Genomic DNA, 13,214 nt, shown 5'->3' on the forward strand with positions numbered 1-13,214 from the left:
CCCTCATTCCGGAACAGGCCACATAAAGATGGCAATTACGCCTGGCCCAACATGGCTGCCAATGACGGCCCCAATATTGGTATATACCACTTCATTCAGTGTAAAATGCCCGCGTAATTGCTCTGCACAAGCGATCGCCGATCCAGGGTCTGCGGTATGACCTACCGCAAGATTAACACGTTGACCCGCCAGATCCTGCTGAAACAGCTCAATAATGCGTGCCATGGCTTTTTTGTGACCTCTGACTTTCTCCACTGCGTAAATAACGCCTTCCTCATCAATGGACAAGATCGGTTTAATATTCAACAGTGTTCCCAAGATGGCCGCAGCCTTGCCTATCCGACCGCCTTTCTGCAGATACTCTAATGTATCTACAAGAAAGAACAGCTTGCGGCTCTGCTGCATGGCTGCTACAGCCGCAGCGATCTCCGCAGCGGACTTGCCTTGTTCAGCAAGCTCGGCAGCCTGTACGACCAATAAACCATATCCATAGGATGCAGACTTCGAATCCAGTACCGTTATGTCTCCCTCACGTTCCAGCAACGATTTGCCAAGCAGTGCCGATTGATAGGTACCACTCATGCCGGAAGACAAATGAATCGATACAATGGGCCGCTCTGGGTCCTCATCCAACAATGTGTTATAGATATTCATAAAATCGGTGGGAGAAGGCTGTGAGGTTGTAGGCAGCACGGATACCTTCTCCAATTTTGCATAGAACTGTTCCGAAGTCAGATCAACGCCGTCTGCATAAGCTTCCTCCCCGAACAAAACACGCAGCGGAACAACATAAATCCCGTATTTATGGATCAGTTCTTCCGGTATATCTGCCGTGCTATCGGTTACGATCGCAACCTTGTGGCTCATCAGATTTCCTCCTCTTTGCTTAAGTGCTATTAGTGCATGTTCAAAAAGTTAACTGGGAACTTTTTGAACAACCTCTATTAGGACTCTACAGAGAACAAATAATAATAAACCGGCTGTCCTCCAAGATGCACCTCTACCTCAGCATCAGGATATTGTTCTTCAAGCCATGCGACAAGCGCAGCGGTAATCTCAGGGGTGGCCTCGTCCCCTTCAAGGATGGTCACTACTTCATCTCCGCTCTCCATCATCTGTTGCAGCAGGCCTTCACATGCGTGCAGCATGCTTTCATCCGTTGCCACGATCTTGGAATTATGGATACCGATATAGTGTCCAGCTTTGATATCAAGCTCGTCATATTGTGTATCTCTGACCGCATGAGTCACTTGACCGGACTGTACCCGGCTAATCGCCTCAAGCATATGGTCACGATTGGTTTCCGCAGATTCATCCTCCTGGAAAGCAAAAGCCGCTGCCATGCCCTGAGGGATCGTCTTGCTCGGAATCACAATAATTCGACGCTCATCTTCAAGCAACTCGCGAGCCTGCTGCGCAGCAAGTACAATATTGGAGTTGTTCGGCAAAATAAATACCTGTTCTGCCGCGATCGAACGCACCGCTTTCACAAAATCTTCAGTGCTCGGATTCATCGTCTGTCCACCAGACAGAACAACATCCACGCCGAGACTCTGGAAAATCTCCGCAATGCCTTCACCAGAAGATACCGCGATGAAACCATATGGTGCCATCTCGTCTGCTGGGAGCACAGCTTTTTCCACGCTACGCGTCGCTTCAGGAGGAATCTCTGCGAACAGCTCAGGCGAAGGCGCAATGTCCATACCTGCAGTCAGCAGATCACGATGCTGCTCACGCATATTGAGAATGTGAATTTGTGTGATTTCTCCATAACGGAGAGCCAGATTTAATACATCCCCAGGTGTCTTGGAATGCACATGAACCTTAATCACTTCATCGTCAGCAATAATAATGATGGAGTCCCCGTTAACTGACAACGCTTTCCGGAATGCTTCGTCATCAAATGCAACACCTGCGTTCTCTCCAAGCTCACGGTTAATAAAGAACTCCATGTCATATAGGAACTCAATATCTTCCGTTTCCAGTCGTGCTTGGGCAGACATTGGCATCTCCGGCACGATTACCTGCTGTGCAGGCTTCGCAGAAACCACTTCTGACGGTGCAGCTGGTTTCAATGCAGATGCCGCTACGGTTGGTTGCACGTCTCTCTGGAAGGATGTACGACTTGCCCCATCCGTTTGCAGCAGAACGTCCATAAAGCCTTCGTAAATATATACAAGCCCCTGACCGCCCGAATCCACAACACCGACCTGTTTCAATACAGGCAGCAATTCCGGAGTCATTGCCAGTGCTTCTTTTGCTTTTAACAATACTTCATTCATTAATTCAGTTATATCATTCGTCCGTCTTGCGTAGTAGCTGGCATGTTTCGCCGCTTCCTTGGCTACGGTAAGAATGGTCCCTTCAACGGGCTTCACTACGGCTTTATAAGCTGCGTCCACACCGTTCTGCAGGGCTGCGGCGAACTGGAGTGTATTCAGTTCCTCGTAAGGAGCAGCTGAACGACTGAATCCGCGGAACAATTGCGATAATATTACTCCGGAATTCCCCCGTGCACCCATAAGCAGGCCTTTTGATAAAATACCGGCAGCTTCTCCGATGGAGGCAGAACTCTTACGTTTAATCTCTGCCACTCCTGCACTCATTGTCAAATTCATGTTCGTTCCCGTGTCACCATCCGGCACAGGGAAAACATTCAGGGAATTGACGTGCTCTGCATGCTGTCCAAGTTGTTCCGCTCCGGCAAGTACCATTGCGGTGAAATCTGTTCCATTTAAAGAACGTATACTCAAGTGAGAATTCCCCTTCCTAGCTTGATACACGAACATCTTGCACCAAGATGTTATCTGGTCTGTTCATGCGCAAACGCTTATCGCGTTATTCTTCGTCCATACCTTGTCCGGCACAGGCATAATAATACATAATGTCAGCCGGATTAACGGTCTGGGCGGCCGGGCAACCGATATCCTGCAATTGCTCTGTAACCCCTAACTCGGGGCATACGGATATGCACCGGTATCAAGAGCCGGCATGAATGCCGCATGGAGACTGGTGCCAATGATGGAATGCCGCAGCTCACAGCGTTGCCAAAAAAGCAGACCACCGACCTTTAAGGCCGGTTTTTTCTCCGGCTTCCCCGCGGCAACAGCCTGTTCACCGCTGTATTATGGACTATTCAACATTGTACTATATTAGACAGGAGAAATAAATAAAGTTTTTGGATCAGTTGACGAAGCTTTTTTCAATATGATATTATATTCAAGTATTGTTTTATGCAGGTTTAGTAATGGAAATGATCCGGCTATGCCGGTTTGAACAACGCCATTAGCTACTGGAACCTGACCATTGCGGTCAGGAAGAACAATTTAGCCCGTTTGGAATGGCATTCGTGTCTCCTTAGGGCAACTGGTTATTTTAGGATAGGAGGTGTAATCTATGTCTCGCAAATGTTATGTGACAGGTAAGAAACCGGGCACCGGTAACCACGTATCCCACGCTAACAACCGTAACCGTCGTTCTTGGGGCGTAAACGTTCAGAAGGTCCGCATTCTCGTGAACGGTAAACCAAAACGTGTATACGTAAGCACCCGTGCACTGAAAGCCGGTAAAGTGACTCGCGTATAATCACGCAAAGCTACTATAAATCGGGTAAGCAAAAAGCACCTTGTTCCTTGCAGGTGCTTTTTTGGTATTCAGAAATAAAATCATGAATACACACATCAGCATGTGAATGGCCGCCGCATGGCGCTTCGCAGGTCCGAATTCCAGATGATCCTGTAGCCAAAGCGGCGGTATTCGCCAATGGAACCTTTTAATCATGTCAGTTCTTTTGAAACGTATTAAGAATCGCCTTTACAAACCCTCCCAAAAACTTCGGCAGTTTGAATGTGTAAAATTTCATACTTCACCCTCCCCATCATGCTCATGCATCCGCCGTATCCTATGCTCCAGGCCTTCCTTGCCTTAAACACGACAAAAAAGGCTACATGAGAAACCTGCTCATGTAACCATATTTATGCGGAACCCTCTGTCCCTATTCCACAATGACGAGCCTGTTATCAGGTCATTTAGGTTTGGGTAGGGATATATTGATAGACAGCGATCATGAATACACTCAATAAGTAATACAGTATGCTGAATATCACAAAAGTAACCCGAAGTCCTGTACGGTCAAATTTGCGGAAGTACATAATGACAACACCAACCCCGATCAATGACGTAATCGCATTGTATGGGGATTGAATAACCGCAAACATTGCAAGCACCAGTCCCGTAACGAGACTCGCAGCCATTGTCCACAGCGTCTCCTTGAGGTTCATGCTCAGCCTCCGTAACTACTGCGAATTTCGGCAATCGCGGCAGCGCGATCTTCACGTCCAAATACAGCACTTCCCGCAACAAGCACATCCGCGCCAGCTTCAACCACAAGCGGAGCCGTGTCGGCAGCAATACCGCCATCCACTTCAATATGCACGTCATGACGTCCTTTTTCGTTAAGCCAGCTACGAATTTGCTTGATTTTGTTCATCGTGCCAGAGATGAAAGCCTGTCCACCAAAACCGGGATTTACGGTCATGACAAGCACCATATCCACATCGTCCAGCACTTCCTGAATAGCACTAGCCGGAGTTCCCGGATTAAGAGCAACTCCTGCCTTAACTCCCTGTTCCTTGATCAGATGAATAACGCGGTGCAGATGCACACAAGCCTCGGCATGAACCGTAATAACAGCCGCGCCAGCTTTCGCAAATTCCTCCACATAACGCTCTGGATTCTCAATCATCAAATGCACATCAAGAGGCAAGCTTGTATGTGGAGCGATCGCTTTTACAATCGCAGGTCCAAGCGTAATATTAGGGACGAAATGACCGTCCATGACATCAACATGAATCCAGTCTCCGCCAGCAGCTTGGGCTTCCGCCACTTCCGCGCCGAGACGGGCAAAATCCGCAGATAAAATAGATGGGGCAATTTTAATCATATTAATACCTCCGCTTTTTGTCTTTCATTTCTGTAAGGAATTGTTCGTAATGCTGATAACGGCTTTCGGAGATCATTCCCTCCGCCTTGGCTGCAAGCACCCGGCAACCTGGTTCGTGCGTATGGGTACAACCTCGGAACTTACATTGATCCGCATATTGAGCGAACTCCCGGAAACAAGTGGATAACTCCTCCACACCAATCTCTAGGAAGTCCAGTTGGCTGAATCCCGGCGTATCGGCGACAAAGCCACCATTATCCAGAGGTATGAGCTCCACGTGCCTGGTGGTGTGTTTCCCTCGGCCAAGGCGCATGCTGATTGCACTGGTCTCCAGGGTTAGACCTGGCATCAAGGCATTCAGCATCGAAGATTTACCTACACCGGATTGCCCGGAGAATACGCTAATCTTGCCGGCAAGACGCTCCTTGAGCAGTTCATTGCCTTCACCGGTTCGTGAACTGGTAGAGATAACTTCATATCCAATTTGCTCGTACATAGCTTTTACTTCAGCCACTGTATCACGGGCATCATTTTCTGGATCAGCCAGGTCCTGCTTCGTGAGCACAATCAGTGCATCCAGTCCAGCTTGTTCGATATGTACCAGGAATTTGTCCAACAGATTGAGATTCATGTCCGGTTCCTTAACGGAAAATAACAGAACAGCCAGACTTACATTGGCAACAGGTGGACGAATTAACTCCGTTTCACGTTTGCGAATCTCATCTACTGTTCCTTCTCCATTCTCTGTCAGCATATAGCTGACACGGTCACCCACAAGTGGTGAAGTACCCCGTTTTCTGAAGATACCTCTGGCCCGACATTGAACGGCGGAGCCTTCAACCGAAGGCACCCCGCTGTCTTCCAGTGGCATGACATAATAGTAACCGCTTAGCGCTTTAACGATGATACCTTCTGGCATAGCTCCGTCGCCCTCCTTTAATTTACAGTACATTTACCCTGAACGTCGGCAATAAGCCGCCCTTATGGACGGCTTGATGCGTTAACGACTTCCTTTTTCTTATCTTTTCCTTTGGCGAGACCATTTCCGTTCTTCATCGCAGAAGTATCTGCTTCGTCATGCTCCCCTTCACCCTCAACAGGTGTATCCGGTTCACCTTCCTGTTGTGTATCCACGGTGCCTTCATCACTACCACCGCCTTGTTCAGGCTCCTCCGTTGTTGGAGGCGGCTCTGCACCCTTCTCAGGCTCAATGGTAGGCACAACTACCGTTCCGTTCTTGGCATCACTGTAGGACACCAGATACGTATCCAGGAACTGGCCATCCCGGTAGACAGAGACAACACCATCGACGTTTGGAGCCAGAATAAGCGGAATTGTCAGCGTTTGGGCAGACTTGATTGTCCGGGTCCCCCATTCCTGACTTTTACCACGAGCATCCTCGAAAGTAATTCGAATTTTGCTGTTCTTACCTTCTTCTTTTGGCGAAACGTTAATGTTATAGGCGTAGTTCAATGCCTCTGGCGGATAACCTGTACTAATGAAAATGGTAATTTTGTCACCAGGATTCACGTCTGCACCGGCTTCTACAGGCCATTGCTGTGTCACTTTGCCTTCATCTACGGTGTAGCTCGACTCTTCCTGAACCTGAGCAAGGATTAAACCGGCGGATTTGAGCATACTCTCTGCCTCACTTCGAGTACGGTTTTTCAAGTCCGGCATTTTTATTGTTTCGGAGCCTTTGCTCACGGTCAGAACAATCTGAACCTCTGCCGGATCGTATTCTACATTCACCCCAGGAGTTTGGGATAGTACCGTCCCCGCGGATTTATCATTTGAATATTCATCTTTTCGCTGGATCTGATCCTCTTTGATATCCAGTTCGGTGAGTTGTTTGACCGCCTCATCGTATGAAAGATCTTTGAGATCAATCATCTTCAACAACTCTTTTTCCGCCCCAACACTCAGCTGGACCTCAGAGCCTTCTTTGACCACATCGCCTTCATTTCGGGTCTGGTCAAATACAATACCTGGGTCCACATCCTCCTTGTACTCCCGGATGACATTATCACTGACCACAAGCCCTTGATCCTGCAACATTTGACGAGCCTTTTCTTCGGTTTGGCCAATGACATTGGGCACCTTAACATCAGGCACAACAAGCATGCCTTTCACGTACCATACAACTCCAACCATCGCGATAAGAATAAGCACTGTCAACGAGATCAGTAGCGCTGGCTTCTTCCAGTTCTTTGTTTTGGTTTTGCCCTTGTTGTTATCTTGGTCAGACTCCATCACGGGTATAGCACCTGTGGATGTAACTCCACGTGGCTCCGGCTTGATCGCCGGCATAACACGGGTCTGATCGATATCATCCTCATCCGGAAAATCAATTTTCGTTTCATTACGTCTTTCCGGCATCAGGCAGGTTTCCAGATCCGTCTGCATTTCTTTAGCAGATTGGTAACGCTCCTGCGGATTTTTGCGCATGGATTTAAGAATAACGTTCTCCACGCTTTGCGGGATAAGCGGATTAAATTTGCGAGGTTCATCAAACTCTTCCTGCAAATGCTTCAAAGCAACGCTAATTGGACTCTCTCCCAGGAACGGAAGCTGACCAGTCAGCATTTGATAGAGTACTATACCAAGAGAATATAAGTCCGACTTCTCACCAGTCACGATGCCTTTGGCATGCTCAGGTGAGAAGTAATGTACAGAACCGACTACTGAGCCGGTCTGTGTAATCGTTGTGGACGTAACCGCACGGGCAATCCCGAAATCCGTTACTTTCACACGGCCATTACGACCAATCAATATATTATGCGGTTTAATATCCCGATGAATGATCTGATTATGATGTGCATGATCGAGAGCGTCTGCAATCTGGGAGGCGATCCGAACTGCTTCGTCCACCTGCAAAGGCGCCCGCTCTTTGATAATTTCATTCAGGTTTTTACCTTCGACATATTCCATGACAATATAATGAACATCATCTTCCTGTCCGACATCATAAACACTAACTACGTTAGGATGTGACAGCGAAGCTGCTGATTGTGCTTCTCTGCGGAAACGGCGGATAAACTCTTCGTCATGCACAAATTGCTGCCGTAACACTTTGATGGCAACGTTCCGGTTGAGCAACAGGTCCTGGGCCTTATACACAAGAGCCATGCCGCCACCGCCGACACGCTCGATCACTTCATAGCGTCCGCCTAGCTGGTGCCCAATCATGACTCACACCCCGTTTCCGATATCACGGAACCTTCCTTTTGCAGTTCGAATAATGCCACCGTAATATTGTCATCTCCTCCAGCAAGCAAAGCCAGCTGAAGCAGGCGATCCGCACGATCTTCCAATGCCAGTTCCAGATTACCTGCGACCTGAATGATCTGCTCATTGCTGACCAGATTACTAAGCCCATCACTGCACAGGAGAAGAACTTCGCCTTCTTCCAGCTTGACGGTATCCAGATCCACCTTCACTTCAGCATCTGTCCCAAGAGCACGTGTCAGCACATTTCGACGCGGATGATGAGAGACATCTTCTTTGCTGATCTGACCATTTTTGAACAATTCATTGACCAGTGTATGGTCCTCGGTCAACTGGATCACATGTTTGTTTGCAATTTTGTATGCTCTGCTATCACCGATGTGACCAATAACGCCTTCCGTATCATTTAATAACGCCGCAACCACGGTAGTTCCCATGTTGTGGTAATTATCATCCGAGGAGGCAGTACGGAAGATCACTTCGTTGGCATGCAAAATAGCATCGCTCAATGCGGCTGACAAAGACGCATGTGAAAGACCCGGCTCAAGCGTTCCCAGATCCTGCACCAACGTCTCTACCGCCAGACGGCTTGCCGTATCTCCTGCAAGATGTCCGCCCATACCATCGGCAACAATACCCAGAATATAACCTGTATCGAGATTTCGAATCCAGGATGAATCTTCATTCACCGAACGCACCCGTCCGATATGGCTCACATGAACTGTTTTGATCAAAACGTTCTCACCTCAACTCCATATGCTTTGCACGAAGCTGACCGCAAGCGGCAGCAATATCATGTCCCTGTTCACGACGAATGGTTACATTAACACCCTGCTCCGAGAGAATCTTCTGGAAATTGAAAATATCGCTTCTGGATGTTCTTACGTACTTGCGCTCAGGTACATGGTTGACCGGAATCAGGTTCACGTGGCACAACATGTTCTTAAGCACGCTTGCCAGTTCTGCCGCATGTTCCGGCTGATCATTCACACCACCGATAAGTGCATACTCAAACGTAATTCTGCGGCCCGTTTTCGCCAAGTAATAACGCAATGACTCCATTACATCGTCAAAAGGAAAACGGCGGTTTACCGGCATCAATTTGGAACGCAATGCATCATTTGGAGCATGGATGGAAATCGCCAGGTTAATCTGTGTATCTTCATCTGCAAACTTGTAAATGTTTGGTACGATTCCACTTGTGGACACCGTGATATGGCGCTGACCAATATTCAGCCCTTTTTCGTGAATCATGATACGCAGGAACGTCATTGTTGCTTCATAGTTCTCAAAAGGTTCACCTGAACCCATGATTACGATGCTGCTGACCCGCTCACCGCGTTCGTCCAAAATTTTCTGGGCTTGCACAACCTGAGCGACAATTTCGCCAGCTGTAAGGTTACGTTTCAGTCCACCCAGCGTGGATGCACAGAACGTGCAGCCAATCCGGCAGCCAACCTGTGTTGTTACACAGATGCTGTTACCATAGTTGTGCTTCATAATAACTGTTTCAATCGCATGATCATCGTGCAGACCGAACAGGAATTTCACAGTTCCATCCTTGGATTCAAACTTCGTAATTTCAGTAAGTGTAACGAATTCAAATTGTTCAGTCAGTTTTTCACGCAGCGCTTTGGACAAGTTCGTCATTTCACTGAAATCATTGACACGTTTCACATAAATCCAGTCGAAGATCTGACCACCGCGAAAAGCCGGCTCCCCGTTCTCAACAGCCCACTGTTGCAGCTCCTCCAGGGAATAATCATATATAAAAGGTTTCATTTTGTTGTCAACACCTATTCCTTCTTTTCTTTTCATTCTTCCTATTCTATCACAAAGACCACTTTACATCCATGTATACCCTTGATGCCTGTACTTCATGCATTATAACACCTCAGTGCCTGCATCGCACCCTATCATCACATTTTACTGATGTTGAACACCTTCAGTCTAATCACAAAGAAATCCGCCGAAGTTCCCCTCGGCGGCTATCCTTCAGTGCTCTATTAAACTGTTAATCCGCTATCCTTGTCAACCTGGCAATGAAAAATCCGTCACTGTGAGCGTACTGTGGCAGGATCTGCACACCACCGTTCACAACCTTCCACTCTGCTGTCTCCAGACCAGACCAGGCAGACTCTTCAGCCGCCTTGTATTCCGGATGCCGGTCCAAAAAGTCAGCGACTCTATGCTCGTTCTCCGCAGGCTCGATTGTACACGTACTGTACACCAGAATACCCCCCGGCTTTAATAGCGGTGCAACCCGATCCAGCAGTTCACGTTGCAGATTGGAGATATCGTGGATATCTTCAGCAGTTTTCGTCCATTTGACATCCGGCTTGCGGCGAATAACACCTAGACCAGAACATGGCGCATCCAGCAAAATGCGGTCAAATGACGCCTCAGGATAACGCTCATCCAAATCAAGTGCATCTCCTGTTACAGCATCAATACAGCTAAGTCCCAGACGATCTGCCTGATCCATGATCAACTGACGTTTGTGGGCATGTACATCATTGGCCACAATTCGTCCACGGTCCTGCATTTTCTCCGCCATATGGGCTGTCTTTCCGCCAGGAGCTGCACAGCAGTCCAGTACAGTCTGACCATCTTCAGGCCCAACTGCCTCGGCTACAAGCATGGAACTTTCATCCTGAACGGACAGCAAGCCATCCCGATACCAGGTCGTAAGTGCCATATTGCCACCACTGCGAACGAGAATACCGTCCGGACTAAGCCGGGAAGGTTCCACGATAGCACCCATGCTCTCCATCTCCAGCATTAATTTCTCACGTGTAGTCATTGTTGTGTTCACACGAACACTAACCGCTGGCGGTTCATTATTTGCACGGCAAATCGCTTCCGCTGTCTCTTCGCCATATTGGCTGATCCAGCGTTCGACCATCCACAGCGGGTGTGAATGTTCCAGTGAGATACGTTTAGCTGCAGGCAAATGTTCGGGAATGCGCAGTTCATCACGATTGCGAATCATGTTCCGTAGAACGCCATTCACCATACCGGAGATGCCCTGATGACCTAATTTCTTAGCCAAGTTGACGGCTTCACTCACCACCGCGTGTTCCGGAATACGGTCCAGATATAACATCTGGTACACGCTGATGCGCAGCAGGCTACGAACCCAAGGTTGCAACTTGGATACACCTTTGGCTACATAGCGTTCCAGAAAATAATCAAGGGTATTCCGTCTTGCGATCGTACCATATACCAACTCTGTAGCTAGTCCGGCATCTGCCGGACTCAGCTCGGCCTCTTTCAGACGCCTATTCAGCTCAAGGTTGCTGTAAGCTCCCTCTTGCTCAACGGCGCTGAGTACCTTTACAGCGAGTGCACGAGCAGATGTTTTAGGCCGCTCCGAGCGTGATGTACCGTTGACCGAAGCTGGGGACGCAGATGCATTTCCTGCTCGACCCGATCTCCCCTGGTTGGGACGTGGTTTATTTCCTCCACGCCCGGACGTATTTCCTGCGACTTTATGACCATTTCCTGACGGACGGCCCGGTGTATTTCCGCTCATTGCAGCACCGTTCCTGGTTTCAGAGTGCCACCACGGGCAAAGTCAGCAGCTTGCATCACTTTTTTGCCTGCGGGCTGAACCTCAGTAAGCCAGAGAGAACCGTCACCTGTGCGAACTTCAATGCCATTTCTGCCCAATTGTAATACCGTTCCCGGCTCAGCTTGTCCAGCATCCGAAGAAGAGAGTACATCCGCCTGCTTCGGATTTGCTGCTGCCCAGACCTTGAAGACCTGCTCATCCCACATCGTAAATGCACCCGAGAACGGCACAAGACCGCGAATTTGATTAAACAATTCACGCGACGTGCGATTCCAGTCCATCTTCTCGTCATCCCGAGTCAGATTACGAGCATACGAAGCCTCGGCTTCATCCTGTGGGACAGCCGTTGTTTCGCCTGCTACCAGCCGCGGCATTTCTTCCTGAAGCAATTTGGAGCCTGCTTCACTGAGCTTTACAAACATGGACCCTGACGTATCTTCATCCGTAATCGCTACTTCCACACGTGAGATCATATCTCCCGTATCCAAGCCTTCCGCCATAAACATCAGTGTAACTCCCGTCACTGGCTCTCCATTAATAATGGAGCGTTGAATCGGGGCACCACCGCGATATTTTGGCAAAAGAGAGCCATGCACGTTCACACATCCACGAACGGGCATATCCAGCACAGCTTTGGGCAGAATCTGCCCAAATGCCGCAGTCACAATCAGGTCCGGTTTCCATTCAGCCAATTGGGCTACAGCTTCTGGAGCACGCAGTTTCACTGGTTGAAATACAGGCAGGCCGTGGCGTTCTGCCGCAGCCTTGACTGGTGTTGGTGTAAGTACCTTTTTACGGCCCTGTGGTTTATCTGGCTGTGTTACTACCCCAACCACGTTATATCCCTCGGCTATAAGCATATCGAGAGACGGAACTGCAAATTCAGGCGTTCCCATAAAAACAATATTCAAATCAATCACTCCTTAGTTACGACGCGGCCCGGTTTGATCGGCTGCAATTTCGTATACCTTTTCAGCAATATCCGTAAAGAGTACACCATCCAAGTGGTCAATCTCATGTTGGAATGCACGTGACAACAATCCGCTGCCCGTAATAATCAGTTCCTTGCCTTCACGGTCCAGCCCTTTGACTGTAACTGTCTCAAAACGACGCACATCACCGTTAATGCCAGGAATACTCAAGCATCCTTCGGGTCCAAATTGCTCTCCCTCGCTCGAAATAATCTCCGGATTGATCATCTTGATCAGCCCCTGTTCATCTCCGCAATCGATCACAATCAGGCGTTTCAAAATACCAACCTGTGGCGCAGCCAAACCTACGCCTTCTGCGTCATACATCGTATCTGCCATATCATCCAGCAGTTTCTGTACATTGGGTGTAACTTTGGTTACTTCTTTAGCTCTTTTGTGTAGTACCTCATCCGGTTCTTTCACGATAATACGAATAGACATGTTGTAAGCACCTTCCTAATCCTCATCATAATTTCAGGACATCAAGCTCATTTCAAAA

The 13,214-nt window shown here is 48.5% G+C and carries 13 protein-coding genes; 1 reads left to right on the forward strand and 12 read right to left on the reverse strand.

Going from position 1 to position 13,214, the window contains the following annotated elements; all coding sequences use genetic code 11:
• Positions 1-3: 3 nt before the first annotated feature.
• A complete protein-coding gene (locus CS562_RS22240) occupies positions 4-867 on the reverse strand; it encodes a DegV family protein (protein WP_099858247.1) in 864 nt (287 codons plus the stop codon).
• Between the two features lie 77 nt (positions 868-944).
• A complete protein-coding gene (locus CS562_RS22245; RefSeq protein ID WP_099858248.1) occupies positions 945-2,753 on the reverse strand; it encodes a DAK2 domain-containing protein in 1,809 nt (602 codons plus the stop codon).
• Between the two features lie 643 nt (positions 2,754-3,396).
• Between CS562_RS22245 and rpmB the strand changes: the two genes are divergently transcribed.
• Positions 3,397-3,585, forward strand: coding sequence for a 50S ribosomal protein L28 (gene rpmB / locus CS562_RS22250; RefSeq protein ID WP_024631107.1), 189 nt, complete (start codon positions 3,397-3,399; stop codon positions 3,583-3,585).
• A 196-nt stretch (positions 3,586-3,781) separates the two neighbouring features.
• Here rpmB and spoVM read toward each other — a convergent pair whose 3' ends face one another.
• The 10 genes from spoVM to def all read right to left on the reverse strand — a co-directional run bounded on the left by spoVM (position 3,782) and on the right by def (position 13,156).
• Positions 3,782-3,862, reverse strand: a complete 81-nt coding sequence (gene spoVM, locus CS562_RS22260; RefSeq protein ID WP_019424875.1) for a stage V sporulation protein SpoVM — start codon at positions 3,860-3,862, stop codon at positions 3,782-3,784.
• A gap of 166 nt (positions 3,863-4,028) precedes the next feature.
• Positions 4,029-4,280, reverse strand: coding sequence for a hypothetical protein (locus CS562_RS22265; RefSeq protein ID WP_024631109.1), 252 nt, complete (start codon positions 4,278-4,280; stop codon positions 4,029-4,031).
• A gap of 2 nt (positions 4,281-4,282) precedes the next feature.
• A complete protein-coding gene (gene rpe / locus CS562_RS22270; protein ID WP_053784310.1) occupies positions 4,283-4,942 on the reverse strand; it encodes a ribulose-phosphate 3-epimerase in 660 nt (219 codons plus the stop codon).
• A gap of 1 nt (position 4,943) precedes the next feature.
• Positions 4,944-5,861 (reverse strand): ribosome small subunit-dependent GTPase A, encoded by a 918-nt coding sequence (gene rsgA / locus CS562_RS22275; protein WP_076288235.1) that lies wholly within the window; start codon positions 5,859-5,861, stop codon positions 4,944-4,946.
• A 62-nt stretch (positions 5,862-5,923) separates the two neighbouring features.
• On the reverse strand, positions 5,924-8,131 hold the full coding sequence (gene pknB, locus CS562_RS22280) for a Stk1 family PASTA domain-containing Ser/Thr kinase (protein ID WP_099858249.1): 2,208 nt from the start codon (positions 8,129-8,131) through the stop codon (positions 5,924-5,926).
• Positions 8,128-8,904: a Stp1/IreP family PP2C-type Ser/Thr phosphatase gene (locus CS562_RS22285; RefSeq protein ID WP_063565604.1), complete on the reverse strand. Its 777-nt coding sequence runs from the start codon at positions 8,902-8,904 to the stop codon at positions 8,128-8,130. Before CS562_RS22285 ends, pknB begins: the two co-directional genes overlap by 4 nt.
• A gap of 7 nt (positions 8,905-8,911) precedes the next feature.
• Positions 8,912-9,952, reverse strand: coding sequence for a dual-specificity RNA methyltransferase RlmN (gene rlmN, locus CS562_RS22290; RefSeq protein WP_090901040.1), 1,041 nt, complete (start codon positions 9,950-9,952; stop codon positions 8,912-8,914).
• Positions 9,953-10,184: 232 nt separating this feature from the next.
• Positions 10,185-11,705, reverse strand: coding sequence for a 16S rRNA (cytosine(967)-C(5))-methyltransferase RsmB (gene rsmB / locus CS562_RS22295; RefSeq protein WP_099858250.1), 1,521 nt, complete (start codon positions 11,703-11,705; stop codon positions 10,185-10,187).
• Positions 11,702-12,655 (reverse strand): methionyl-tRNA formyltransferase, encoded by a 954-nt coding sequence (gene fmt / locus CS562_RS22300; RefSeq protein WP_076288232.1) that lies wholly within the window; start codon positions 12,653-12,655, stop codon positions 11,702-11,704. Before fmt ends, rsmB begins: the two co-directional genes overlap by 4 nt.
• A 12-nt stretch (positions 12,656-12,667) precedes the next feature.
• Entirely contained in the window at positions 12,668-13,156 is a 489-nt protein-coding gene (gene def / locus CS562_RS22305) for a peptide deformylase (RefSeq protein WP_024631117.1), read from the reverse strand.
• Positions 13,157-13,214 lie beyond the last annotated feature (58 nt).

Source organism: Paenibacillus sp. LK1, assembly GCF_002750415.1.
Classification (GTDB): Bacteria; Bacillota; Bacilli; order Paenibacillales; family Paenibacillaceae; genus Paenibacillus; species Paenibacillus taichungensis.